Origin of the sequence: Streptomyces sp. NPDC058632 (assembly GCF_042717095.1) — a bacterium.
Classification (GTDB): domain Bacteria; phylum Actinomycetota; class Actinomycetes; order Streptomycetales; family Streptomycetaceae; genus Streptomyces.
On record NZ_JBHXQZ010000108.1, the window covers coordinates 1 to 25,319 of the forward strand.

A 25,319-nucleotide genomic window follows, 5' to 3' on the forward strand; every position below is an offset into this window, starting at 1 on the left:
CTGAGCCCCAGCGCCCCGCGCCTGTCCGGGGTTGTCAGTCCGGGGAGTTGATCATCGAGGCCGCCGCGTACGTCAGGTACTTCCACAGCGTCTGCTCGTGTTCCTCGGACAGGCCGAGTTCGTCGAGGGCGTCGCGCATGTGCCCCAGCCAGGCGTCGTGCGCGGCCCGGTCGACCTTGAACGGCACGTGCCGCATCCGCAGCCGCGGATGACCCCGGTTCTGGCTGTACGTGGTCGGACCGCCCCAGTACTGGATCAGGAACAGCGTGAACCGCTCCTCGGCCGGGCCGAGGTCCTCCTCCGGGTACATGGGACGCAGCAACGGGTCCCCGGCCACGCCCTCGTAGAAACGGTGGACGAGCCGGCGGAAGGTCTCCTCCCCGCCGACCTGCTCGTAGAACGTCTGCTCCTGAAGCGTGCCGCGCCGAATCTCTGTCACCCGTCCATCGTCTCAGACGCGCCGGCATAGGCCTCAAGGCCCAGGTCCCGCCTTCCGGTCCTTTGGTCCCGGGCCGCCACCGGGCCGGGGACGGGACCCCTCCCGGGCCCGGCTCCGGGTCCCGTCCCCGGGCCGGTGCTCGTACTGTGGAGGTATGGGCGGGCACGCTGTTCAGCAGGATCTCGACGACCTCGCCGGTGCGGCGCGGGCGGCGCTGGTGCGCGAGATCGACGCGAGCGGGGCGTTCGACGCCGACCCGGTGTGGCGGGAGGCGTTCGCTGCCGTCCCGCGCCATCTGTTCGTGCCGTCCTACTACGTGGGCGCCATCGGCGGCTACGAGCGGCGGTGGGGCGAGAGCACCGACCTCCGGGCGCGCGAGGCCTGGCTGCGCGGCGTGTACGAGGACGTCCCGCTGGCCATCCGGATGCGTGACGGCGAGCTGCTCTCCTCCAGCAGCCAGCCGTCCCTCATGGCGGTGATGCTCGTCGAACTGGGCGTCCGCGACGGCGACCGGGTCCTGGAGATCGGCACCGGCAGCGGCTACAACGCCGCCCTGCTCGCGCACCGGCTCGGGGACGACGACCTGGTCACCACCGTCGACCTCGACCCGGAGATCACCGAGTCGGCCCGTCGGCACCTGGACGCCGCCGGTCACCACCCGGTGGTCGTCACCGGCGACGGCGCCCGCGGGGTGCCCGCACGCGCCCCCTACGACCGGATCATCGTGACCTGCGCGCTGCCGTCCGTGCCCGGAGCCTGGCTCGCCCAGTGCCGGCCCGGCGCCCGCGTCCTCGCCCCGTTCGCCACCGGCCTGGTCGCCCTCACCGTGCACGGCCCGGGGCACGCCGAGGGCCGTTTCCTGCGTACGCCCGCCTACTTCGTACCGCTGCGCGGCGCGAACAGGTCGCGGGGGGTGCCGGCCGACGCGAGCGACCTGGCCGACGTGCCGCGCCGGGCCAGGGAGCACGACCGGTTCAGGTTCCTGCTGGCCCTGACCGCGGGCAGCGTCGGGGCCCGGGAGGCGTACGACGTGTGGCGGCACGAGGGACGGCCGCAGCGTGAACGCTACGGCCTCACGGTCGGCGAGGAGCACTGCTGGGCGTGGCTGGACGACCCAGGAGGGCCGCACCGCTGGGTGCTGCCCTCCTGATACGCGCGTACGTGCCGTTTGTTCAGCCTCGGCGGATGGTGATGGTCGTCCAGGCGCCCACGTGGACGCGGTCGCCGTCCTGGAGCGGGACCGGGACGAACGGCTGAATCGGTTCCTCCCCGCCGTTGACCGTCGTGCCGTTCGTCGAGTTCTGGTCCACGACCGCCCAGCTGCCGTCCGGCTGCTGCACCAGCACCGCGTGCTGGTGCGAGACGCCCGGGTCCTCCGGCGGCGTCGACAGGTCGATGTCGGGGGTGTCACCGGTGGAGTGACGCCGGCGGCCGATCGTGAGCTGGTTGCCGGTGAGGGTGCGCTGCTGCTCGGGCGAGTACGCGGGCAGGTTCAGGCCCGTGGCCTCGGGGCCGGAGCGGTGCATCATCGCCATGAAGTAGTCACGGTCCGGACCGATCGTCACGGTCCAGGTCACCGGGCCCTGGTGCTGCTGCGGGAAGCCGCCGGGACCGGGGGGCGCCTGGGTCGCACCGGGCTGCGGGTAGCCGTAACCGCCGTGCTGCCCCTGCCCCTGCCCGTGCTGACCGGGGCCGTGCTGCCCCTGCCCGTGCTGACCGGGGCCGTTCGGGCCGCCCTGGCCGCCACCGGGACCGCCGGACGGCGGGGGGATGACCCAGTCGTCGTCGCCCCCGAAGGCGGGACCGCCCTGCTGCGGGGGCCGGCCGGTCTCCTGCGGGAATCCGGGCGGGGCCGGCGGACCGGACCGGTACGCCTGCGGACCACCGGGACCGTTCGGACCACCGGGACCGCCATATCCGCCCTGGCCACCCGGACCGCCCTGCCCGCCGTGCGGACCGGGTCCACCGGGACCGTTCGGTCCACCGGGTCCACCGGGTCCACCGGGTCCACCGGGGCCACCGGGCCCTCCGTATCCGCCCGGACCGGGCGGTGGCGGTACCGGACGTGAGGCGTCGCCGCCGAAACCGGGCGGGCCCTGCGGGATCGGCTCGGCCGGCCGGTTCACCTGGGACGGACGGGAGCCCTGGTAGTCGTAGGAGTCACCGCCGTTGCCACCGCCGTACGACGGCCGGGGCGAGGGCGGCTGCTGGTACCCGCCGTGACCACCCTGGCCACCGGGCCCACCGGGGCCGGGCCCACCGGGGCCGGGCCCACCGGGGCCGGGGCCGACGGGGCGCGGGGCGGCCGGGGTGTACGAGGTCGCCGTGTTCGTCAGGAAGTTCCACCGGCACTCTTCGCAGAACGGCGCGGCGCCCTCACGCGGCGTGCGGCACTGCGGGCACAGCTCCGCTCTGCCACCGGGGCCGGGGCCGGGGCCGCCGGGCCCTCCGTAGCCGCCCTGGCCGCCGGGACCGCCCTGGCCGCCGGGGGGAGGGAATCCGTAGCCACCGCCGGGCGGCGGCGGGGGAGGGGGCGGCGGCGCGGACCCCGCCATGCGGTGACCGCACACCTCGCACCAGTCCTCGGAACCCGACTGGTGTCCGTTCGGGCAGGTCGGCATGTCGGCGCTTCCCCCTCTCCTTGTCCGGTCGCTTCCGACCGAAGTTCTCCGGCCCGCAGGCCGGGCTCGTTCAGTTCAGTTTCACTTCTTTACACGAACAGTCTTGGTGGACCGGGTTTCGAGTGTCATCTCGTCGGCCTCCTCGACCCTCGCTTTCAGTCGCACAGTACCGGTCGTGGCGTCGACGACGTCCACCACCTTCGCAAGCAGTTTCGCAGTATCGGCGTTGCCGGAGACACTCGCGAGCTGAACGGCCCGGCCCAGTTTGGACGTTGCGCCATCGAAATCGCCCGCTTTGCGCAGATCGAGCCCCTGTTGGATGACGTGCGCCAGTTCGGCCTGCCCGGTGTAGTGGGCGACCTGGGGGTTGATCGACGTCGAGGCGGCCATGTCGTCCGTCCACACGGCGCGTACGAGACCCTGCGCGCCGAGCTTGTGGACACCGTCCGCGCCGCTGCCGGCCGAGGCGCCGGCGGGCTGCGGGATGACGAGCGAGAGCCGGGCGGCGAGCATCTCCTGCCCCACGCCGGCGGCCGGGACCTCGACGCAGACGTGGTAGTCACGGGACTCGTCGCCCCAGGAACCCAGCGGGTAGTCGCCCGAGCGGGGGCCTGCTCCGGTACGGCGCCCGGTCAGTTCCTCGACCGCCGGCGCGACCTGTTTGACGAACTTCACGGTCGCGCCCAGCGGGGTCCACAGCCGCAGAGCGACGTCCGCGACCTCCTTGCCCATCGCCGTCTCCATCATCCGCGTGAAGTCGTCGGCGAGTCCGGCCGGGTCGGCGACGATGTCGGCGCTGCCGAGGAGACCGGAAGCGATCGCTGTGACTTCTTTCACTTCCCAGTCGGTGCCCACGCCACGGGCGTCGCAGGTGAACCGTCCGGCACACGCCTGAAGGGCCGCCTTCAGATCCTCGGACGACTCGTGCTCGTTGCGCCCGTCGGTGAGCAGGATGCCGTGCCGGATCGCCACGTCCGCCGACGCGAGCAGCCGGTCGGCCAGCTTCAGCCAGGTGCCGATGGCCGTGCCCCCGCCCGCGCTCAGCGTGCGCAGCGCCCGCCTGGCCTGCTCGCGGGTGGCGGCGTCGGCCACCGCGAGCCGCCCGGCGCCGGGATACACCTCCTTCGCCGCATGCGTGCCGCCGACCACCGCGAAGTGCACGCCGTCGCGCAGGGCGTCGATCGCGGCGGCCGTGGCGTCGCGGGCGTTGCGCATCTTGGTGGGCGGATAGTCCATCGAGCCGGAGCAGTCGACCATGAGGACCACGGCCGCCGACGGCCCCTCACCGGGCGCGTAGAGGTGGGGGGCCGCCACCGCGCTGCCGATGGTGCCGCCGCCGGTCGCGGTCACCGTGACGATGGCGTTGACCTCGCGGCCGCCCTCCGGCAGATACTCGTTCTGGTACACGTCCACCGAGAACCGCGGCACGTTCGACTTCGCGAAATTGGCCATGCCTGTTTCTCTCCCCCTGGAGAACCCCGACGAACGGGGCGACGACAGAAGGCGGACCGGTCCCCTCCGGTTCGCCTGTGCTTGTCCGCAGCTCTCCTGCGGTCTTCCTGTACTTTCCCCGTCACGGGCCTGCCGTACGCGGCCTCAGGCCGATCCTGCCCCCTGGGGCGCGGCCGGGAACGGGACGAGGGCCACTGTTACGTTGTCGTGGCCCCCGCCGTCGAGGGCGTGACCGACCAGGACCCGCGCGCCGTGCAGCGGGCGGACGGCGGCGTCGGCGGGGACGGCCCCGGCCATCTCCTCGGCCGACTCCGCGTAGTTCCACAGCCCGTCCGTGCAGACCACGACCACTCCGGGCCGGTCCGGCTTGAACGACGCGGTGTGCGGATCGAGTTCGTACGCGTCGGCGCCGAGCCAGCCGGTGATCGCGTGGGCGCGCTGGTCGGCGTACGCCTCGGCCTCGCCCATCAGGCCCGCGGCGACCATCTGCGCGGCCCACGAGTCGTCCTCGGTGAGCCGGGCCGGAGGTGCGGACCGGTCCACCGGGACCCAGTAGACGCGGCTGTCGCCGACCCAGCCGACGACCAGCAGACCGTCCGTCACCACGGCGCCGACGAAGGTGCAGGCCGGGGAGTTCTGGTGCGGGGCGCGCTCCCGCTCCGTCTCGGGCTCGTCGGCCAGCGAGTTGACCGCGTCCGACGCGGCGATGATCGCCTCGTGCATCGCCTGCTGCGGGTGCGTGCCCCGCGGCAGGGCCGCGAGCAGCGACTCGCTCGCCACCCGGGACGCGGCCAGCGAGGCCTCGTCGGGCCGGGTCGCGGAGGAGACGCCGTCGCAGACGATCGCGACGGAGGCGGGGGAGCCGTCGGGCAGCGTGGTGGTGCCGATGCCGAAGGCGTCCTCGTTGCGGTGGTGGCGCAGGCCGCGGTCGCTGACCGCGGCCAGCGGGCCGCATTCCTGTTCCATGTGGTCCCGTTCGCGTGGCTGGGCGTGGCCGCAGTTCTCGCAGTAGCCGTCGTCGTCCACCCTGCCCGCACGACAGGCCACACACACGGTGCCGCCCGGGACTGCCGAACCCTTTTCGCCGCCCTGCTCGGCGGCCACACGCGGATCCGGGGCCTGGAGCGGGTAGTCCTCGGGCTGCGGGACCGCCGGCTCGGCGACCGGCTGGGCCGGGCGGTCGAAGCGCACGCCGGAGGACCGGGGGGTCCCGGCGGGGGGTGCCGGGGGCGTGGGCGGGGGCGGAGGTACGGAGGCGGGGTGCTGGGCGTGGGGGTGGGGATGGGGATGGGGGTGGCCGGTCAGCGGCAGGCCGCTCGAGTCGGTGCCCACCAGGTCCGCGGGCCGGTGCGTCGGAGCGGACACGCCGGAACTGTCCGGGCGGACGGTGGGCCAGTCCGGCTCGGCCGGGGCCGGACGAACCGGGGCCGCGACCGCAGGAGCCGCCGGGGGCGTCGGGGGCGTCGGGGGCGCGGCCGGAGGCCGGGGTGCCCCGCGCTCCGCCGGACTCGGCGACGGCACCGAGCCGTTCCCGGTGTTCCCGGTGTTCATGGTGATCGTCGGATGATCCGCCGGCGGTGCCGGGACGACCGACAGGTCGTATCCGCACGCACCGCAGAAACGGTCACCCGACTCGAGGGGTTCCTCGCAGCTCGGGCACTTCGACAGCGCGGCCTGCTGGGGCATCTGGGACATCAACTACACCCACGTCCGGGGGCGGTAACGGTTGGCACGTTCCACCAGGTCGATCCTCTCCTCACCGCTCCGCGCCAGCCGGGCCAGCGTGCGGTACGAGCGCTCGAGTCCGAAGCGCAGGTCCCGCTCGTCCAGTCCGCTGCCGAGCAGTGTCCGTCCCCCGGCGGCGTTCCGCCGTCCCCGTCCCGGCGGAGCCGGAAGCGGAGGCGGAACGGAACCCTGGCCCCCGGAGAGTACCCAGTCGAGCGCACAGCCGAGGACCTCGGCCGCCAACTGCTCCCGGCGCGCCGGATCCAGACCGTACGCGTCCAGGGCCTCGACCTGGCCCGCCGCGGCACTCAGGTCGTCAAGGAACGGTACGTCACCCGCGGTCGCGGTCCGCCCCCGCAGCCGGGCGCGTACGGCCGCCACCCGCGCGGCCGTGCAGTGGACCGAGGACTCCGGCACCGACTCCAGCGTCCGTACGGCGCCCCGCCGGTCGCCGGTGGCGAGCCGCACCCGGGCCAGGCCGAACGCCGCGCTCACATGGCTCGGGTCGGTGGACCACACCAGGCGGTAGTACTCGGCCGCGTTGTCGAGCTGGCCCAGCACCTCGGCGCACAGGCCGAGCGCCAGCTTCGGCGCGATCTCGCCGGGGAAGGCGTCGTAGATCGCGTCGAAGGCGAGCGCGGCGCCCTCGTGGTCGCCGGTGACCAGGGCGGCGACCCCGCGGTACCAGACCACCCGCCAGTCGTCGGGGTCCTGCTCCCGAAGGGTCCGCAGCACGGCCAGCGCGGGGTCCGGCTCGCCGGTCTCCAGCCAGGCGCGGACCTGCCGCAGCCGGGTCTCGGCCGACGGCGCGGGCACCGCGGCCAGGGCGTTGACCAGCTCCGCGGGCGCGGAGGCCACCAGGCCCGCGAGGAAACCGGCGTTGGGGTCGGCCGGGTCGACGCGCGGGACGGGCAGCGCGAGCGCCGCCGCGGCGGTGTCGACGGGCTCGACGAGACCGTCCGGGGCGGCGGCCGGAAGGGTGCCCGGGGACACGGAGCCGCCCGGCGTGCCGGGCTGTCCGCCCGCCGTGCCCCCACCCGGTCCCCCGGGGAGCCGCTGGGGCCGCGCGCCCCGCGCCGACCGCTTCGACCGCCCGCGTCCCGGTCCCTCTCTTCGGGGTACCGCCCGCGCCCCGAACCGGGACACATCGCCGTACGCCTGGGGGAACAGCTCGGTGTCCGTCACCCGCAGCTCCGGGCCGAACAGGGTCGACAGGGCGGGGCGGGCGCGGCCCGACTGGACCGAGACGACCTCGCGCAGGACGCCGGTGAGCTGCTCGGCCATCTCCTGCGCGGAGGAGAACCGGCGGGCCGGGTCGGGATCGGTGGCGCGCACCAGCAGCCGGTAGAACGACTCGTACTGCCGGAAGACGTCGATGTGGTCCGGGTCGGGCAGCGAGTCCGCGTAGACGTTCGTGTAGCCCTGGAAGTCGAACGTGAGGACGGCGAGCGTCCGGGCGACCGTGTACAGGTCGGAGGCGACCGAGGGGCCGGTCTCGGCGACCTCCGGGGCCTGGTAGCCGACCGTGCCGTAGATGGCCGACTCGTCGTCGTCCACCCGGCGCACCGCGCCCATGTCGATCAGCTTGAGCTCGTCCTCGGTCTGGATCGCGTTGTCGACCTTGAAGTCGCAGTACAGCAGGTTGCGGGAGTGCAGGTGCCCCAGCGCCTCGAGCGCCTCGATGCCGTACGCGCACGCCTGCTCCACCGGCAGCGGGTCCCGCCTGCCGTCCGGTGTGCGGCGGCCGTTGGCGATGTCCTTGAGGGCCTTGCCGCCGACGTACTCCATGACGATGTAGCCGTCCAGCGAACCGGTGCGCTGGTCGAGGTGCTCCACGAAGTTGTAGATCCGCACGATGTTGGCGTGCTCGATCTCCGCGAGGAAGCGCCGCTCGGAGATCGCCGCCTCCATCGCGTCCTGGTCGCCCGTGTCCAACAGGCCCTTGAGGACCACCCAGCGGTCCGAGACCGCCCGGTCCACAGCGAGGTAGATCCAGCCCAGACCGCCGTGCGCCAGACAGCCGACCACCTCGTACTGGCCGTGCACCACGTCACCGGCCCGCAGCTTCGGGACGAACGAGTACGGGTGGCCGCACTTGGTGCAGAACCCCTCCGTGCGGCCCGGCCGGCCCGCCCGCGCACGGCCCACCTGGGCCCCGCAGTCCGAACGCGAGCAGAATCGCTTGCGCTCCGGCACCTCGGGGTTGTCCAGGACCATCGCGCGCGGGTCGGGCCGCGGGATCGGCGGGACCTGGACCAGCCCCGCGCCCAGCCGGCCCCGGCCGGAGGAACCGCCGGTGGACCCGGAGCCGCGCACCGACACCGAGCGCTCGGCTCTCCCGCCCGCGACCGGGCGGGAGAGCCGCCCGGACACCGAGCGCCGCGACTTCGCCGACCGCGACGTCCTGCCGGACGACGTACGCGCACTGCGGCTGCCGGAACGGGAACTGCCGGCCGAGCCGCGGGAGCCGCGCGAACCACGCGGCTCCCGGCCGCCCGCGGTGATGCCGGTCGGGACCGAGCCGACCGCCCCGGTCGGCGACACGACCGGGGCGAGCCCGCAGGTGTCGCAGTACAGCTCGCCGCCGCCGACGTCCTCGTAGGCGCCCTCGCAGCCGGGACGCTGACAGGCACGGGGCGCCGCGGCGGCGGCCTGCGACGACTGCGCCCGCTGCTCCCCGTCCCCGCTCTGTCCGCCGGTCCCGCTCCGCTCCCCGCAACCACCGCCGGGCTGCCCCTGGGGCCGGCCCTGATGGTGCGTCCGGTTCTCCGCCTGACTCATGCGCCCGCCTCCCCCTCGTCGCTCATGCGCCGGACCCCCCACGCTCCTCGGGCGCGCCCCGGCCCGACGGTCCGGGCACCCGGGGCTGCGTCGTACCGAGGAGTTCGGCGGCGGCGTGCTGGTAGCGCAGCACCGCCTCCTCGGCGACCCGCAGGTCGCAGGGCGCGCTCCACAGCATGCGGCGCGCCTTCTCGTACCGCTCGGCCAGCACGGTGTCCTCCGCGAGGCCGTGCCGGGCCACCTTCGCCTTGTACGCGTCGAGCCGGCCGCGCAGCTCGGCGCGGATCGCCAGCGGTGCGGTGACCGCGGTCAACGACTCGCGGGCGCGCACCAGTTCGTCCTCCGCCTTCTGCTCCAGGGACTCCAGGAGCGGGGACAGCCGGTGCCACTGGGCGTGCCTGCGGTACTCGGCGGCCGTCGCCAGCTGCTCCTGCAGCGCGGTCGGCGGGCCGCTGACGACCGGCACCTCCGTCGCCGCGATCTTCGCGAGCACCTCGCCGCGCGCCGTGCGTGCCTCGGCGAGCGTGCGGTCGGCGCGCGAGAGGACGTCCCGCAGTCGCACGATCCGCTTCTCGGAGTCCTGGCGGACCGCGAGCACCGCGTCGATCTCGCGGCGCACGTCCTCCAGGGCGCGCGCCTCGCGGTCGTACACCGTCGTGTCCGGCCGGCCGCCACCCGGAGCCGAACTGCCCTCCAAGGGCTTCCAGAAGGCCAGTGGGTCGGAGATCACCTGCTCGCGCAGCCGGGTCAGGGTGCGGGTGATCCGCTCCAGGTCGTCGCCCGCCGGGTGCTCTCCGGGGCGGACGCCCACGGGGTGGGCGAGCCTGCGGGTGCGCTGGAGCTCGGCGGCCAGTAAGTCGATCCGTGCGGGCAGCGCCGACCACACCGCGTCCGCGGCGACGATCATGTCCAGCGAGGACGCGTACAGCTCGTTCATCAGCTCGACCAGCGCGGCCAGCGAGTAGCGCTCGCTGAGGCGGCCCACGCGGCCGTGGAACACCGGCGCGTGCACGGGGACGGTGGCCGGGCCCGGGAGCGTGACGCACTCGCCGCGCAGCAGTTCCGTCAGCTCCACGAGGTCGTCGTGGCTGGACCAGCGGCGCCGGGCACGGATCTCGCGGGCGGTGCGCAACGCGCCGGAGTACGCGTCGAAGTACGTCCACAGCAGCGTGATCGACGCCTCGGTGGCCTGCCAGCGCTCCTCGGTACGGCCGGTGAGGCGGGCGCCCTCCAGGAGTCTGCGGCCCGCGTGGTCCTGCAGGGCGAGGAGCGAGGTCTCGACCGCCTCGTGCTCCGCGCCGAGCCGCGCGAGCGCACGGTCCACCTCGTCCCGGTCCATCACCGGCCCGGTGGGATCCGTGTCGCCCATCGATCACCTCTCGCTGCGGGTCGGTCGTTGACGTTCGTGAGTCGTTCCGTGTCCTGCGTCCTGCGTCCTGCGTCCTGCGGTGGCCGGGAAGTGACGGCCGGTCGATCAGCTCACCCGCAGGTACTCCGGTGCCGGCGGTTCGGAACTCCCCGGATCCTTGCCCAGAGTCTCCGACAGCCAACGCTCGTACGAGGCCTGCCATCCGTCCGTGGTGTCCTCGCGGAAGTCCACCAGGATCCGGTTGACCCGGCGGACCAGGTCGTCCGCGTCGTCCTTCATCGCCACGCCGTAGTACTCGGTCGTGAAGGAGTCGCCCTTGAGCTCGACCGTCGGGTCCTGCGCGGCCTGGCTCGCGGCGAGCGCGGCGTCGGTGACGACCGCGTCGACCCTGCCGAGCTGCAGCCGCACCAGGCAGTCGAGCTGGTTGGGGACGGTGGTGCGGATGTCGACGGACCGCGGGAGGACACCCCTCGCCTTGTCCTCCTCCAGCGTCGTGAACGCGGTGGAACCCGCCGCCGTGCAGATCTTCCGGCCGGCGAGCGTGGGGCCGTACCCCTCGACCGGGGACGCCTTCTGGGCCAGCACCTGCTGTCCGGTCCTGAAGTACGGGGCGGAGAAGGCCACGTCCTTCAGGCGGTCGCAGGCGATCGTCATCGTGCGGACCACCATGTCGACCCGGCCGCTCCTGATCGCCGGAATGCGCTGGTCGGTGGGGATCGCCTTGAACTGGACGGCGTTCCGGTCGCCGAGTATGTCCTCGGCGATGCGGTGCACCAGGTCGATGTCGAAGCCCTCGAGCCCGGCGCTCCCCGGGCTGTTGGGGTCGCGGTAGCCCCAGCGGTAGCTGTTCTGGTCCACGCCGACCATCAGTTTGCGCTTCTCGCCCTTGCGGGCCTTGATCCCGTCGATCGTCGGGCCGTCGTCACCGGAGGGGGACAGGGTCTGCTTCTCCGGATCGTCGCACTCCTCGGCCGCCTTCGCGCCCGCGGCCTCCGTCACGGCCCGTCCGGCGGTCCTCGGTTCCTTGCCGCCGGTGCCGGAGGAGGACCCGGTGCTGGTCAGCACCAGCGCGAAGACCAGCGCGAGCGCGCAGAGGGTGGCCATCGCGCCCACCCCGCCCCAGCCCCGCAGCCCGGCCCGCAGACGTCGTACGTTCCTCATCACGCCCCCTTCCGTTCTCACCGGTACTCCGACAGCCTGCGCCCGACGCCCAGCACCGCGCCCGCCGCGCCCAGCACGGCGAGGCCCGCGGCACCCTCGGGGAGGCCCCTCAGGGCGTCCCGGCCACCGGTGGCCGCGTCCTCGAACTCGCGCCTCTCGTGCGTCAGTGCCGTGGCCAGACTCTCGTCGACGCCGGCGAAGCACTCGCCGGTCGCGCCCTTGTCACCGATCACCAGGTCAAGCGCCTGCTGGTAGTTGCCGCTCTCGTCCTGCTCCCGGGCGGCGTCGTGGCGCTTCCTCCACTCGGTCATGTTGCTCACGGCGGCGGCGACCGGCTTCTCGCCGGCGCTGTCGTCCGCGAGTTCACCGGCCCGGGCCAGGCCCTTGTCGAGGGCGGCCATGTCGCGCCGGAAGTCGTAGTCGTAGGCGTCGTACGTCTCGTCGCCGGCCCTCTTCGTCTCGGCGCCGCGGGCCACCAGCGTCAGGTTCTCGTTGCCGCGGGCCTTCAGGGACGCGATCCGGGCGTCGTGCAGCACGCCGAGCGAGCGGACGCCGTGGTCGTAGGAGCCGTTCAGACCCGAGCGGGCGACGCTGTGGCCGACGACCAGCCAGAGCAGCACCACCGTCGCCGCCGCCGTGGCCGCGACCAGGCCGTGGTTGAACACCCGGTGGGTCCGCAGGTACATACGGCGCTGCGCCCAGGCGAGCGCGGCGAGGGCGACGACACCGAGCGCGATCGCGGCCCACGGGTAGGGGGTCGCGTCCGCGTAGTCGGCGTCGAGGCGCTGGGACTCCTTCTCGTAGAGATCCTCCGCCGCCGGGAGCATCTCCTCCTGCATCTTCTCGTTCGCGTACCGCAGATAGGCGCCGCCCACGGGGTAGCCCTGCCGGTTGTACGTACGGGCGCGCTCCACCAGGCCCTTGTACTCGGGCAGCAGCCGGTTGAGCTCGGTGATCGTCGCCGCGGACGAGGAGTCCGGGTCCGAATGGGCCGCGGCGCCCACGAGTTTGGCGGCGGCGGTGCGAATGCCCTTCTCGTAGCTGTCCCGGGAGGCGGCGGTCTCCTGACCGCCGGCCAGGAACCCGCTGGAGGCAGCGGTGTTGGCGTCCGCGAGGGAGCGGTAGATGTCGGCGGCGTCCGAGGCGAGCGGCTCGCTGCTGGTGAGGACGCCGTCGGCCGCCGCGGCCCGGTCGGACATCTGCCAGGCGCCGACCGCGCCGAAGGCGACGACGAGGGCGGCCAGGACCGCGCCGATGATCCTGAGGCGGCCGGGTTCGGTGGTGGCGGCCTCGCGCAGCCGGACGGCACCCTCGGCGAACGCCGTACGCCGCGGCGCCTCGGGCTGCCGCCGGAACGCGGGGAGTTGGGAGCCGCCGGGTGCCTGCCGCGGGGCCGGGGCGCCGCCCGGCCCGGACTGCGGCGGTACGGCGGGCAGGGCGGGCGTCACGGGCACGGCCGCGCCCGGGGGCGGCGCGCCACCGCTCGGCGTGTGGGTCACTCGGCCTCCCCCATGGTCATTCGTCCCCGCAAGTATCGCCGCAGGAACCGACATATGCACCGGCCTTGGCACGATCTTGATCCGACGGCCGTACGGTCACCGGCGCCTTGGGTACACGAGTGCGCCCGGGACCGCTCCCCGCACCACCCCCTGCCCACGAACACGCCGGGGGAATCCGGTTGGTTCCGGGCAGAGCTCGCGGGCGTCCGGAGGCCGGTGCCGAGGGCTGCCCGGCACGCTTTCCCCTACCCCCGCTCGTAATGGGCCCGCAGCCGGGCCTGGGCGCCCGGTGGGGCCGTCAGGTGGTCCAGGCCGAGGAGGGCCGCGCCCAGGACCGGGGCGGCGGTGACGACCCGGGGGACGGCCTTGGGGGCCCGCTCGGCGAGCAGGGCGCGGATCCGGTCGTCCAGCCGGGGGTGCCGGGCGGCCAGGACGCTGCCGCCCAGCAGGACGGGTGTCTCCTCGGCGAGCAGGTCCAGGCGGGTCAGCGCCACGACGGCCATCGACGCCACCTCGTCGGCCTGGCGGTCGACGATCGCACCCGCGACCGGATCGCCGTCGGCCGCCGTGGCGAAGAGCACCGGCGACAGCTCGTGGCGGCGCTCCGGCGCGAGGCGTTCCAGGTGCAGGGCCTCGATGAGGGCCGGCATGTCGGGGAGGCCGAAGTGCGCCGGGAGGGTGTCGGCCAGGGCGGTGGCGGTGCCGCGGCCGTCCTGGGCGCGGGCCGCGTGCCACAGGGCCTCCTCCGCCAGCGCCCAGCCGCCGCCCCAGTCGCCGGAGACGCGGCCGAGTGCCGGGAAGCGCGCGGTGCGGCCGTCCGGGCGCATGCCGACGCAGTTGATGCCCGCCCCGCACACGACGGCCACCCCGCGCGGTTCGGTGACACCGGCGCGCAGGATGGCGAAGGTGTCGTTGCGGACCTCCACGGTGGCGCCCCAGCCGCGCGCCGCCAGAGCCGCCGCCAGCCGCTCCTCCTCGACGGGGAGGTCCGCGTTGGCCAGGCAGGCCGAGACATGCGCGACGCCACGGGCACCGGCGGCGCTGAGCGCGGCGGCGACGGTCTCCGACAGGGCCTCCACGGCCGCCTCCACACCGACGGCGGGCGGCCGGAACCCCCCGCCCCGGGCGGTGGCCAGGACCTCGCCGTCGTGGGTGACCACGGCGACGTCCGTCTTGCTGTTGCCGGCGTCGACGGCGAGGACGCCCGCGGTCAGGCCCATGCCAGGTGCTCCCTGTTGTGTGCGACGAGCCGGTCGGTGAGCTTCTCGGCGTACTCGTACTGGCCGACCAGCGGGTGGGCGAGCAGGGCGCGGAACACCCGCTCGCGGCCGCCGCGCAGGGCCGCGTCGAGCGCCAGCTCCTCGTAGGCGGTGACGTTCGCCATCAGTCCCGCGAAGAGGGGGTCCACGCGCGGGACGGGCAGCGGACTCGCGCCCTTCGGGCCCACCGCCGCCTGCACCTCGATCACCGCGTCCGCGGGGAGGAACGGCAGCGTGGAGCCGTTGCGCGTGTTCACCACCTGGTACGGGCTGCCGGCGCCGCCCAGCAGGGCCGCCGCCAGGTCCACGGCCGCCTCGGAGTAGTAGGCGCCGCCGCGCTCGGCCAGCAGCGCCGGTTTCTCGTCGAGGGCGGGGTCGGCGTAGAGGGCGAGCAGCCGGCGCTCCATGCCGGCCACCTCGGCGGCCCGGGACGGCTTGGTGCGCAGCTCCCGTACGACCTCGTCGTGCGCGTAGTAGTACCGCAGGTAGTACGAGGGGACCACCCCCAGCCGGTCCAGGACGGCCCGGGGCAGCCGGAGGTCGGCGGCGATCGCGTCGCCGTGGCCGCGCAGCAGCGCGGGCAGGACGTCCTCGCCCCCGGGGCCGCCCCGGCGCACCGCGGTCTCCCAGGTGAGGTGGTTCAGGCCCACGTGGTCGAGGTGCAGCTCGGCGGGGCCGACGCCGAGACGCGCGGCGAACTTCCGCTGGAGCCCGATGGCGACGTTGCACAGCCCCACCGCCCGGTGCCCGGCTTCCAGCAGCGCCCGGGTGACGATGCCGACGGGGTTGGTGAAGTCGATGATCCAGGCGTCGGGGCCGGCGCGCCGGACCCGCTCGGCGATGTCGAGCACCACCGGGACGGTGCGCAGCGCCTTGGCGAGGCCGCCGGCGCCGGTGGTCTCCTGGCCGACGCAGCCGCACTCCAGCGGCCAGGTCTCGTCCCGCTGCCTGGCCGCCTGCCCGCCCACGCGCAGCTGGAGCAGCACCGCGTCGGCGCCGTCCACGGCCGCGTCCAGGTCCGACGTGGTGACGATCCGTCCCCCGTGCCCCTGACGGGCGAAGATCCGGCGGGCCAGACCGCCCACCAGCTCCAGCCGGTCCGCGGCCGGATCGACCAGCACCAGCTCCTGAACCGGCAGGGTGTCCCGCAACCGGGCGAACCCGTCGACGAGTTCGGGTGTGTAGGTCGAACCGCCGCCGACCACGGTGAGTTTCATGTCGCCAGACCTCTCAGCCCTCTGCTCCGGTGAGCGCGGCACCCCGGAAGGACGCCTCTTCCGGGCCAAGAGGACCACGGGACAGGCGGTACGGGGGAGGGCGGCGCCCGGAAGTTCCGGGCGCCGCCCTCCGGTCCGGCCTTTCCCCGTGCCGCCGTCGCCGGCTACTTCGTGGTGCTCGGCGGGGTGATCGGGGACGCCGCGATGGACTGCGGCGAGACGCTGCTCGCGTAGGCGGACGGGGGCGCGACGGCCGCCGACGGGTCGGGGCCCTCCATCTCCACCGGGGCCGTGGCGCCGCCGACGATGCGGATGCCGGCCGCGTCGAAGGCGCGCTTGACGCGCCAGCGCAGCTCGCGCTCCACGGTCAGGGACTTGCCGGGCATCGTCTTCGCCGAGACACGGACCACCATCGAGTCCAGCAGGACGGAGTCGAGGCCGAGGATCTCGATGGAGCTCCAGAGCAGCTCGTTCCAGGGGTCTTCCTTGGTCATCTTCTCGGTGACGGCGACGAGCGTGGACCTCACGTGGTCCAGGTCCTCGTCCGAGCGGACCGTGACGTCGACGTTGGCGGTCGCCCAGCCCTGGGAGAGGTTCCCGATGCGCTTGACCTCGCCGTTGCGGACGTACCAGATCTCGCCGTCGGCGCCGCGCAGCTTGGTCACCCGCAGGCCGACCTCGATGACCTCGCCGGTGGCGACGCCCGCGTCGATGGTGTCGCCGACGCCGTACTGGTCCTCGAGGATCATGAACACGCCGGAGAGGAAGTCCGTCACCAGGTTGCGGGCGCCGAAGCCGATCGCGACACCGGCGACACCGGCCGAGGCCAGCAGCGGGGCCAGGTTGATCTGGAAGGTGCCCAGGACCATCAGCGCGGCCGTGCCCACGATCATGAAGGACGCGACCGAGCGCAGCACCGAACCGATCGCCTGCGAGCGCTGGCGCCGCCGCTCGGCGTTGACCAGCAGTCCGCCGAGCCCGGGGCCGTCCACGGCGTCGCCGGTCCGCGACATCCGGTCGATGAGCTTGGTGATCGCCCGCCGCACGACCACTCTCAGGACGGTCGCGATCACCACGATGAGCAGGACCCTGAGCCCGATCGCGAGCCAGGTGGACCAGTTCTCCTCCACCCAGCCGGCGGCGTTGGTGGCGCTCTCGTGGGCGTCCTCGAGTGTGGGCACCATCGGGGTCCCGGAATCCGAGGGGGTCGGGGACGGCTCCTCGGCCAGGGGGACGGCGGACAGGGACACGGCGGGTACCTCCAGGTGGCACGGTCTGCCCCCGGTGCGGCGGTCGGGGTGCCACGAACTTCGGGGCTTGCATGTTTTCAAGGTCTGCTGGATTACGAAAAGGTCACCGGCTGGGCAGAATCACCACACTAACGGGGCATTGTGGGGGGACCTGCCCGATGAGTGGAGAAGAGACGGCCCTCACGTGCGACCGGTCGTGATCCCGCGGGCCGGGGGGCGGGGCGCCCGCGGGCCGGAGGGCGGTGTGGTCGAAAACACCTCCAGCCCGTTACCGGGACATGGTGGCGCCACGACCAGGCATGAGGAGAGACTGACTTACGGATCGTCCCGGCGCGAGCCACGCGCCGCCGGCGTACAAGGAGGCATCCGTGCCGCACGTCCTGGTTCTCAACGCGTCGTACGAGCCGCTCGGCGTCGTACCGCTCCGCCGCGCGCTCGTCCTCGTCCTCGAGAACAAGGCCGTGTGCCTCGAGGAGTCCGGCGACTACCTGCACAGCGCGACCGTCACAGTCCCCGCACCCAGCGTGGTCCGGCTCAAGCGATTCGTGCGGGTCCCCTACCGGGGGCCCGTTCCCCTCACCCGCCGGGCGCTCTTCGCCCGCGACGGGGGCCGGTGCATGTACTGCGGTGGCGTCGCAACCAGCGTCGACCACGTCATCCCGCGCAGCCGCGGGGGCAAGCACGTCTGGGACAACGTGGTGGCGTCCTGCCGCCGCTGCAACCACGTGAAGGCCGACCGACACCTGTTCGAGCTGGGCTGGCGCCTGCGCCACAAACCGGCCCCGCCCACCGGTCTGGCCTGGCGCATCATCGGCACCGGCCACCGCGACCCGTGCTGGCTCCCCTACCTCCAGCCCTACGGCGCGGCCGACGCGATGGCCCGCATCGACGGCCTCTCCCGCGCGGACGGGATATCCGCCTGACGGGGCCGGGCCGGGCTTCCGCGTACACGCTCCGCGTGCACGGTACGGGGGCCGGCCCTGGTACCGCGGGCGGGACGGTGCGGGCCTGGCCGGGCTGTGACGTCCTGGGTGGCCGGTATCCGGCGGGTGGCCCGGGTGGGCGGAGCTGCTGGAAGACGGAGGCACGACGGGTGCTGTCGGCCTGGACTGGCCGGGTGACCGCCGCATTCGACTGCTCCGACTCGCTGCCGCGCAGCCAGGAACGGGAGAACCTGATCACTGAAGGCGGCACGGGATGACGAAGCGCGGGCCTGGGGGGCGTCAGGGTTTCCAGGTGCGCAGGAACGACGTGATGCTGCCGACGGTACAGGTCGGACCGTTCAACTCGTGAGCGAGTGCGGCGAGCTGCTCACGGCTGGGGTTGACGGAAACGTTGCCGGCCTCGAGATACATGACGGCGCAGGCGACGGTCAGGTTCGAGCGTTCCAGCCGGTGTGCCCCAGGTGAGTTCGCGCTCCCCGATCGCGTCCGACGCGACGGCCACTCGGACACGGCGGGCTGCGGCCCGGATGGCGTCGGTGAGCACGGTGACGGTGGCAGACGGGGGCGGAGGTGTGGTGTTGCCGTCGGGGCCGTCGGGGCCGTCGGGGCCGTCGAGCCGGATGACGGCGTGGAAGTGGACCAGGCCGCGTTTTTGGTACTCGGCGACCTTGGCGTACGAGAGCGTGGCGTGGTGGCGCAGGGTCCGCTGCGTCAGTCCGGCGGCCTTGGCGATCTCCCGTCGCAGGTGGGTGGTGAAGCGTGCCCACAGGGCCGGGGCGTGCGCGTTCCACAGGACCGCGCCGGTGTAGTCGTGGCCATGGCCCTGCTGAGGCAGGACGGGTGGGCGGTCTCCCGCCCCGGCAAGGGCGCCTTCGTCGCCCCCCACAGCCACGCCGCCGACGATGCTGATGACCTCGGCGGGCCGGAGGCAACCGCACCCGTCGGCGGGACGGCGGCCCGCGTCGAGGTGTTGGAACGTGCGCTGATCGAGGCCGCTCAGCAGCTTGCCGACCTTCGTGGCCGCGTCGAGGCACTGGAGTCGGGCGACGGCAAGCGGGGCCACTGACCCGCCGTGCCGGGACGCTGGTCAGGGCGGTGCGTTCAGATTTTCTCTACGAGGTTCGAGGTTCAAGGCGGGCCCCGCCCGTAGAGCTGGCCGCCGTCGCCGACAAGCCCGCCGTTCACTCGGGAGGGCAGCGCGGCAGATGTCGAGCCACCCATGTAGCCGGGGCGTGATCCAGGACTGCGAGGTGAGCGGCAACCGGCCAGACCGCCGGGCTGACCGGAGCTGGGCTCCTGACGGAGCAAGTTGTCGCCTACGACCGTCCTACGGCCGGATCGCAGGCACAGGGCCGACCAGGGGCCGACCCTTCACGTCCGTCGCGCAGGCTCACCGGGGGCGGCGGCCTGCCCCGCCCCCGGCGGGGAGCGATGCCCCCGGCGGCCCGTCGTCGGCAGACCCCTCCCCGTCCAGCCTCCGCGCCGCCGGACCGGCAAGCGCACCGACCCCGCCTCTCCGCCCGAGGGCGGCCTGCCGGCGAACGGGTCGCCGGGGGGAAGCGTCGGACAGGACACCGGTCCAAGACCATGCCGACCTCTGCGCGATCGGGCACGTCAGCGCGGCGGCCCGGCTACGGCAGCAGAGTGAATGCAGGGAGGTGACTCGGGCGCACCACGCTGAAGTGGCGGCGGTCCAGGGTGGCGATGTTGACCGCGCGGTACTTCTCGGCGACCGCGACGACGAAGGCGTCGGCGGTGCCCAGGGGCAGGCTCGCGTACTGCTCGACCAGGTCGGCGGCCCGGCTGACCTCGGAGGAGGTCACGGGCACCAGTTCATAGACGCCGTCCGCGACGTCGCGCAGGAAATCGGCCTCCGCCTTGGCCCCGGCACGACTGGCGAGCATGTAACCGATCTCGGTCAGCAGTGGGGCGGGCAGCAGGAGCGGGCCGGGGAAGTTCTGGAGCAGGTCGACGCACTGCAGGTGGTAGTCGTCCTTGCGGTTGGCGGCCGCCACCACGGGGCCCGTGTCGATGACGATCACGCGCTCCGGGGCTCCTCACTGGCCCAGGCGTCGCGGACGATCTCCTTGGAGCGGACCGCGAGGTCGGGTTCGCCGTCGAAGACGCCGGTCGTGCGGAACCGGCGGCGGGGGCGCTCGCCGCGCTCCACTTCCGCCCACTGCCGCAGCAGCTCCATGGCGTCGGGCAGCCGGTCCTCCGGCACCGCGTCGAGCAGCCGGTGTGCTTCCTCGCGTACGGTCATGCGCTCAGTGTAGGGTCCGCAGCCGCCGTCGGCCCAGGAGTTGCCGGACCGCCCTGCTGCTTCGTGGTGGTCTGCACCTCTGACGGCAGCGCTGACGGCAACAAACACGGACGCCAGGGCACAGCCACGGACGCCAGCGGAGCACGAAACGTCAAGTATTTCTCTTTCACGGAAAAAGGGGCTGCGGAATATTCTCGCAGGGCGTATGCGGCCTATCCGAAGGAAGGTCCGTATACCATGATTCGCACCACCGTTAAGGTTGCAGATCTGCCCGAGGGTGCCCGCATGGCATACACTGCCGATGTGATTGATGGCGGAGTTGCTCTCAATAATAGTGAATTGAAGATCCTTGGGAGGCCTTCAATTGTGACCGGCTTGAGCTGCGGATGAGGTACGTAGTTGCGGCATCCACTGTACGAATCGTGGAGGCATGCAGGGAAGCCTTGCGCGGCCTGTCGGGAGTTGAGTTCCGGGTAGGATCAGTTCCTGAGGCCGGAGTGGACTGTGGTGCTGCGATCTTGAGCTTCCCGCTTGCTCATGAACGCTATGGTGGAACCCCGCGCATTGGGGTTGCGCAGGCCCTGGTGAACACGCGAGGGGATGGCGCGCCAAGCATAATCATGGCACCCCCTCCCGCTCCTCCGCAAACCTTGGCGAGTAGTGGTAGAGATTCCGAGATCGAGAGGCACGTATTCCATGTCCTCGACTCGTGCGTAGCTGAGTTTTTGAAAGCCTTTCCTGGGTGTGAGGAAAGCTCGAAAATCCTCGTGCACCTGGAGGCAGCTGGGATTGATCGCAGGGATCTTACTGCACCTCTCAAGGGGATTCTGAAATTCCTATCGCAGACGCGGCCCGTCATAGGTGAATAAGGCGCCAGAGGTCCCACCGGAACCCTTCCGGTGGGACCTCTTGAGCATCTTGACGGCAACGGTTGACGGCAACGTCAGCGGACGGGGGCTGCGCAGAGCGGCGAGTCGTCGCCGTCGTCGGGCTGACTTGCTGTCTCGGCGGGGGTGCGGAGGGCGCTACTGAGGAGGTCGATGGCGTCGCGCTGGAGGCGGAGTCGGACGTGGGCGTAGACGGTGGCGGTGACACCGATGTGGGTGTGGCCGAGGAGTTCCTTGATCACGACGAGTTCGACGCCCTGTTCCAGGAGCAGGGTCGCGGTCGAGTGCCTGAGGTCGTGGAAGCGGATGCGGCGGAGGCCGGCCTTGCGGAGGAGCGTGGTGAAGGCGCGGGTGAGGTTGGTCGGGTCGATCGATCCGCCCTGCGCAGTGGTGGAGACGTGTCCGTTGGGCTGCCACGCGGTGCCTGCTGCCTCGCGTTCGCGCTGCTGCTGTTCGTGGTGGCGCTTCAGCGACTGGACGCAGCGGGCGGGGAGAGCGATGCGGCGCTCGGAGGCCCGGGTCTTGGTGGGCAGCGCGGTCAGCCCGCCTGCGCTGGTGCGCTGGAGTGTGCGGCGGGTGGCGGCGGTGCCCGCGCCGAGGTCGAGGTCTTCCCAGGGCAGTCCGAGGAGCTCGCCCTTGCGGAGTCCGGTGTGGAGGGCGATTTCGAACAGCGCGTGCAACCGGTGTCCGCGCGTGGCCGCGAGGAACTGGCGGGCCTCGTCGGCGGTGAGGGGTTCGAAGCGCCGGGGCCGTGGTGTGCCGGTGCGGACATTGCGGGCTACGTTGCGCGGGATCTCCTCTTCACGGACGGCGTGCTCCAGGGCGGACTTGAGCACGGAGTGGATGTAGGTGAGCGTCAGCGGGGAGAGCAGCCTGTGGCAGCACTGGCCGGCGGCGCAACAGCGGGGCTCATCACGCCTGGCGTCGATGCCGCGCGTGCAGCACTGGCAGATGGTGCGGAGCTGGTTGAACCAGGTGCGGACGTCCTTCGCGGTGAGCTTGGCCAGCTTCTTCTTGCCGAGGCCGGGGACGAGGTAGCGGTTGACGCAGGAGGTGTAGCGAGTGTGGGTGTTCTCGCGCAGGTGGTGGACGGCGACAGCGTCGAGCCAGTACGCCAGGTACGCGGCCACGCTGCCCTGCGCGGAGGGGACGGGACGGGGAGGCCACGGTTGCTGGCGGCGATCTTCTCGGTGAGCTTGGCCAGGGCTTCCTTGCGGGTGGTGCCGTAGACGCGCACGCGCTTGCGGGTGTTGCCGGGTGCGAGGGACGTATCCGGCGGCTCCCCAGCGGCCGTCCTTGCGCTGGTAGACGGTCCCGTCGCCGTTGGTGCGCACACGGCGGGAGGCGGGGGTGTCGCGGGGCGGGTTCATCAGGCGGCGGCTTCCTGTTCGAGGCGGGCGCGGATGAAGTCGGTGAGGGAGTGGGCGGGGATGCGGCGGGCGCGGCCGAGGGTGATCGAGGCGAGCTGCCCGGTGCGGAGCAGGTCGTAGACGGCGGAGCGGCCGAGCTGGAGGCGGGCCATCACCTGGGGCACCGTCAGCAGGTCCAGTGCCGGGTCCAGTGCCGGGGCCGGGGCCGGTTCCGCGTGGAGGACGGCGAGCGGGGGCGAGGTCATCAGCAGCCCCCTTCGGCCGCGAACGCCGTTCCGGTTCCTTGCGACGCCAGACGCCAGACGCCAGACGCCAGCGGCGAGGAGGGCCGGGCCGGGGCTGTAACCCGAGCCGAGGTAGTCCCAGTGGCCGACGACGAGTGTGGTCGTCGGGTCGTGCTCGGGCAGGCCGGAGTGGATGCGGGCCTGTTCGGTGCGGCGGGCGTCGCGCAGCGCGCCGAGGGTGGTGGAGTAGCTGCGGGACTTGGTGGAGAAGTGGCCGCGGAAGCCGAGCATGTGCGCCCGCTTCCAGAGATTGAGGTGGGTGAACTCCGGCAGCCTGCCCAGATCCCAGCAGGTGCGGATCATCTGCCGCACGTGCCGGGCGACGGAAAGTCGGGGCAAGCGGGGTCGGCCTCGGCGCAAGCCCCGGGCGCTCTACGCCGACCGCGGCTACGACCACGACATTTACCACCGTCGGCTGCGCGAACGCGGTGTCGTCCCCAAGATCGCCCGGCACGGACAGTCACACGGTTCGGGCATGGGCCGCGTTCGGTGGGTCGGCGAGTCCGCCATTGTCTGATTCCACGGCCTCCGCCGCCTACGGACCCGCTGGTAAGCCCGAGACGACATGCACGACGCCTTCCTTCGGCTTGCCCACTGCATGACCCTCGCCCGCAAGAACCCAGCACCCTGAAGGGATTTTTTAGGCGATCCCTTCCGTTCCTGTGAGGATTTGGCGGGGCACGGGGACGTCCCACTCGGCATACACCGTCTTGCCCACGGTCCGTGGTTCCCAGCCCCACCGTGTGGACAGCGCGTCGACCAGCAGGAGTCCGCGTCCGAACTGGTCGGCGGTGCTTCCGGTCGGGCGCGGGTGCGGTAGCCGCTCGCCACGCGGGTCGCTCACTTCCACGCGCAGAGTGTTCCGGCCGAGGGCGATGTGTACGCGGACGAACCGGCCTCGGACGCTGCCGTGCAGCAGGGCGTTGGTCATCAGCTCCGACACGACGAGGGCGACGTCTCCGGCCAGGTCCGGCTGCCCCCATTCGGTGACGAGCCGGGCCGCTCTGCGCCGGGCGAGCGGGACGCTGCGCTGGGTGGGGGTGTAGGCGAGGAGGTCCTCCTGGAGGACCGGTTCGGGCGTGGAGCCGGGCTCGGGTGCGGCACAGGGCTCGGGTACGGGCATGGGGGGGCGCGCCTCCTGGTACGGGCGGCGGTGGCTCTGCCGCGCCTGTGCGAGGGCAGGGCGGTGCACTTCCGCCGAGGGCGGGGCCGCACGGGGAGCGGCCGGGTGCTGAACGTAGCGAGTCGGTCGCACTGAGTGAAACTGAATCGGAGACAATTGTCTCCGCGATTCCCTGTGTCGAGTTGATTCCGGCGCCATGTGGGGGTGAAGCGAACTGCGCAACTGGGTAACCGGTCGTCAACTGTCCTGGGCCGCAGGCTTGGTGGGGAGCTCCTCCGTCTGAGGGACGCGGCGGCCAGGACTCAGCAACAGGCCGCTGAGGTCATCAGCGCCACCAACTCCAAGATCGTCAAAATGGAACGCGGTTGGGTGCCGATGCGTGATCCGGACATCCGTGCGCTGTGCGAGTTCTACGGCCTGACGGACCAGAAGGCGGTGGTCCAGTTGCTGGAACTCGCCAGGCTGGACCGTGAGAGGCGCAAGGCGAAGGGATGGTGGCAGGACTCACCGCACCCGGGTGCGCTGACCGAGTACATCGCCATGGAGGACGCCGCGAGTCGGGTGCGTACCTGGCAGCTTTCGCTGGTGCCGGGACTGTTCCAGACGCCCGAGTACGCACGGTCGCTGGCGGTCAGCGAAGGAGTCGGCTCTTGGGAGGACCCTGCGGAGATCGAGCGGATCGTGGACATCCGGATGCGCAGGCAGGACCGTCCGGTGGGGGAACACTCGCTCGACGTGTACGCCGTGGTCTGGGAGGCGGCGCTGCGACAGCTGATCGGTGGCTCCTCGACGATGCGCCGACAGCTGGAACGTCTTCTGGAGGTGGCCGAACTCGGGAACGTCCGGCTTCAAGTCCTTCCGTTCCACGCAGGAGGACACCCGTGCATCACGGGCCCGTTCACCATCCTGTCGTTCGACGAGACCGAGGCGGTGGACGTGGTCCAGGCCGACACCATCGCCTCCAGCGTGTGGGTGGAGAACGAGGCGGCGAGCAACGAGTACAACGACCTCTTCGACCGCACGGCCCGGCGGAGCCTTGCGCCTCGTGACTCCGTCCGGCTCATCGACACCATCCGACAGGAGATGTGACCGGTGCCCGAATTCGACTTCGTGAAGTCCAGTTACAGCAACACCTCCGGCGAATGCGTGGAGGTCGCCCTCGACGCCCCCCACGCCGTGGCCGTGAGGGACTCCAAGGACCCCGACGGTCCAATACTGTGCCTCACCGCGGCGACTTGGGCGGAATTCACCGCGTCGCTGGGCTGACTGCAGCAGCGGTCTTGGCCTGCGTCAAGCACGACGGCACGGCGGCCATGCCCCGGTCCCCGGCGGACCTCCGTTCCCCGGTTCCGGCGCATGGCCGTCGCGCCGCCGCTCAGGCGTACCGCAGTCGGGACGGGTCGGCCGAGCGGCTCAGCAGGGGGAGGGCCGTTGCCGAGGCCAGGAGGCAGGCGGTGTAGGCCGCCGGGGGGACCAGCAGGGCAGTCCATGGCAGGGACGGTGCGTTCGCCATCATCGTGCCGTAGCCGTAGCCGTAGCCGTAGCCGTAGCCGGTGCCGAACGCCAGGCCGCCGACGCCTGCGAGGAGCAGGGCCGGTGCCAGGGGCAGTGCGGTTTCCAGGAGCAGTGCCCGGTGCAGTACCGGGCGCGGCACGCCGGCGGCCGTCTGTGCGGC

The 25,319-nt window shown here is 72.6% G+C and carries 20 protein-coding genes and 5 pseudogenes; 6 read left to right on the plus strand and 19 right to left on the minus strand.

The window, feature by feature from the left end; genetic code table 11:
* Nucleotides 1-34: 34 nt before the first annotated feature.
* Entirely contained in the window at nt 35-439 is a 405-nt protein-coding gene (locus ACFWVE_RS30210; protein ID WP_384020788.1) for a globin, read from the minus strand.
* A gap of 154 nt (nt 440-593) precedes the next feature.
* Between ACFWVE_RS30210 and ACFWVE_RS30215 the strand changes: the two genes are divergently transcribed.
* The gene (locus ACFWVE_RS30215) at nt 594-1,589 is read left to right on the plus strand and encodes a methyltransferase domain-containing protein (protein ID WP_384020791.1); all 996 of its coding nucleotides are present in this window, start codon (nt 594-596) and stop codon (nt 1,587-1,589) included.
* A gap of 22 nt (nt 1,590-1,611) precedes the next feature.
* Here the strand turns inward: ACFWVE_RS30215 and ACFWVE_RS30220 are convergent, their stop codons facing one another.
* From ACFWVE_RS30220 to ACFWVE_RS30265, 10 genes are all read right to left on the minus strand, one after another.
* A complete protein-coding gene (locus ACFWVE_RS30220) occupies nt 1,612-3,060 on the minus strand; it encodes an FHA domain-containing protein (RefSeq protein ID WP_384020793.1) in 1,449 nt (482 codons plus the stop codon).
* An 81-nt stretch (nt 3,061-3,141) separates the two neighbouring features.
* Complete coding sequence (locus ACFWVE_RS30225; RefSeq protein ID WP_384020796.1) at nt 3,142-4,512, minus strand: VWA domain-containing protein; 1,371 nt, start codon at nt 4,510-4,512, stop codon at nt 3,142-3,144.
* A 144-nt stretch (nt 4,513-4,656) separates the two neighbouring features.
* Nucleotides 4,657-6,198, minus strand: coding sequence for a PP2C family serine/threonine-protein phosphatase (locus tag ACFWVE_RS30230; protein WP_384020838.1), 1,542 nt, complete (start codon nt 6,196-6,198; stop codon nt 4,657-4,659).
* 12 nt (nt 6,199-6,210) lie between these two features.
* Complete coding sequence (locus ACFWVE_RS30235; protein ID WP_384020799.1) at nt 6,211-9,018, minus strand: tetratricopeptide repeat protein; 2,808 nt, start codon at nt 9,016-9,018, stop codon at nt 6,211-6,213.
* A 22-nt stretch (nt 9,019-9,040) separates the two neighbouring features.
* A complete protein-coding gene (locus ACFWVE_RS30240) occupies nt 9,041-10,387 on the minus strand; it encodes a hypothetical protein (RefSeq protein ID WP_384020802.1) in 1,347 nt (448 codons plus the stop codon).
* 105 nt (nt 10,388-10,492) lie between these two features.
* Nucleotides 10,493-11,548 carry a glutamate ABC transporter substrate-binding protein gene (locus ACFWVE_RS30245; RefSeq protein WP_384020804.1) on the minus strand — a complete coding sequence of 352 codons (1,056 nt, stop codon included), beginning with the start codon at nt 11,546-11,548 and terminating at the stop codon, nt 10,493-10,495.
* A gap of 17 nt (nt 11,549-11,565) precedes the next feature.
* Nucleotides 11,566-13,047 (minus strand): hypothetical protein, encoded by a 1,482-nt coding sequence (locus ACFWVE_RS30250; protein ID WP_384020806.1) that lies wholly within the window; start codon nt 13,045-13,047, stop codon nt 11,566-11,568.
* A 245-nt stretch (nt 13,048-13,292) separates the two neighbouring features.
* Nucleotides 13,293-14,267 carry an N-acetylglucosamine kinase gene (locus ACFWVE_RS30255; RefSeq protein WP_384020809.1) on the minus strand — a complete coding sequence of 325 codons (975 nt, stop codon included), beginning with the start codon at nt 14,265-14,267 and terminating at the stop codon, nt 13,293-13,295.
* A complete protein-coding gene (locus tag ACFWVE_RS30260; protein WP_384020811.1) occupies nt 14,258-15,523 on the minus strand; it encodes a 6-phospho-beta-glucosidase in 1,266 nt (421 codons plus the stop codon). Before ACFWVE_RS30260 ends, ACFWVE_RS30255 begins: the two co-directional genes overlap by 10 nt.
* 164 nt (nt 15,524-15,687) lie before the next feature.
* Entirely contained in the window at nt 15,688-16,773 is a 1,086-nt protein-coding gene (locus ACFWVE_RS30265; protein ID WP_384020814.1) for a mechanosensitive ion channel family protein, read from the minus strand.
* A 368-nt stretch (nt 16,774-17,141) separates the two neighbouring features.
* Between ACFWVE_RS30265 and ACFWVE_RS30270 the strand changes: the two genes are divergently transcribed.
* On the plus strand, nt 17,142-17,696 hold the full coding sequence (locus ACFWVE_RS30270; protein ID WP_384020817.1) for an HNH endonuclease: 555 nt from the start codon (nt 17,142-17,144) through the stop codon (nt 17,694-17,696).
* Between the two features lie 475 nt (nt 17,697-18,171).
* Here the strand turns inward: ACFWVE_RS30270 and ACFWVE_RS30275 are convergent.
* From ACFWVE_RS30275 to ACFWVE_RS30285, 3 genes and pseudogenes are all read right to left on the minus strand, one after another.
* Nucleotides 18,172-18,531, minus strand: a pseudogene (locus ACFWVE_RS30275) (replication initiator); the annotation flags it as partial.
* 817 nt (nt 18,532-19,348) lie between these two features.
* On the minus strand, nt 19,349-19,759 hold the full coding sequence (locus ACFWVE_RS30280; protein ID WP_256904575.1) for a PIN domain-containing protein: 411 nt from the start codon (nt 19,757-19,759) through the stop codon (nt 19,349-19,351).
* Nucleotides 19,756-19,980, minus strand: a complete 225-nt coding sequence (locus ACFWVE_RS30285; RefSeq protein ID WP_384020820.1) for a hypothetical protein — start codon at nt 19,978-19,980, stop codon at nt 19,756-19,758. The genes ACFWVE_RS30280 and ACFWVE_RS30285 overlap by 4 nt, the downstream gene beginning before the upstream one ends.
* 63 nt (nt 19,981-20,043) lie before the next feature.
* On the opposite strand from ACFWVE_RS30285, the gene ACFWVE_RS30290 reads away from it, so the two are divergent.
* A complete protein-coding gene (locus tag ACFWVE_RS30290; protein WP_384020823.1) occupies nt 20,044-20,370 on the plus strand; it encodes a hypothetical protein in 327 nt (108 codons plus the stop codon).
* Nucleotides 20,371-20,923: 553 nt separating this feature from the next.
* Here the strand turns inward: ACFWVE_RS30290 and ACFWVE_RS30295 are convergent.
* From ACFWVE_RS30295 to ACFWVE_RS30305, 3 genes and pseudogenes are all read right to left on the minus strand, one after another.
* A pseudogene (locus ACFWVE_RS30295) lies at nt 20,924-22,237 on the minus strand (tyrosine-type recombinase/integrase).
* A complete protein-coding gene (locus ACFWVE_RS30300) occupies nt 22,237-22,482 on the minus strand; it encodes a helix-turn-helix domain-containing protein (RefSeq protein WP_384020826.1) in 246 nt (81 codons plus the stop codon). The pseudogene ACFWVE_RS30295 and the gene ACFWVE_RS30300 overlap by 1 nt, the downstream one beginning before the upstream one ends.
* Nucleotides 22,482-22,860 (minus strand): annotated as a pseudogene (locus ACFWVE_RS30305) (replication initiator); the annotation flags it as partial. The pseudogene ACFWVE_RS30305 and the gene ACFWVE_RS30300, both read right to left, overlap by 1 nt.
* Between ACFWVE_RS30305 and ACFWVE_RS30310 the strand changes: the two are divergent.
* Nucleotides 22,853-23,152, plus strand: a pseudogene (locus tag ACFWVE_RS30310) (IS5/IS1182 family transposase); the annotation flags it as partial. The pseudogenes ACFWVE_RS30305 and ACFWVE_RS30310 overlap by 8 nt on opposite strands.
* Nucleotides 23,153-23,161: 9 nt before the next feature.
* Here the strand turns inward: ACFWVE_RS30310 and ACFWVE_RS30315 are convergent.
* The gene (locus ACFWVE_RS30315; RefSeq protein WP_384020829.1) at nt 23,162-23,644 is read right to left on the minus strand and encodes an ATP-binding protein; all 483 of its coding nucleotides are present in this window, start codon (nt 23,642-23,644) and stop codon (nt 23,162-23,164) included.
* A gap of 204 nt (nt 23,645-23,848) precedes the next feature.
* On the opposite strand from ACFWVE_RS30315, the gene ACFWVE_RS30320 reads away from it, so the two are divergent.
* Nucleotides 23,849-24,733, plus strand: coding sequence for a DUF5753 domain-containing protein (locus ACFWVE_RS30320; RefSeq protein WP_384020832.1), 885 nt, complete (start codon nt 23,849-23,851; stop codon nt 24,731-24,733).
* 3 nt (nt 24,734-24,736) lie between these two features.
* On the plus strand, nt 24,737-24,910 hold the full coding sequence (locus ACFWVE_RS30325) for a DUF397 domain-containing protein (protein ID WP_384020835.1): 174 nt from the start codon (nt 24,737-24,739) through the stop codon (nt 24,908-24,910).
* A 109-nt stretch (nt 24,911-25,019) separates the two neighbouring features.
* On the opposite strand, the pseudogene ACFWVE_RS30330 reads toward ACFWVE_RS30325, so the two are convergent.
* Nucleotides 25,020-25,319: pseudogene (locus tag ACFWVE_RS30330) on the minus strand (ABC transporter permease); the annotation flags it as partial.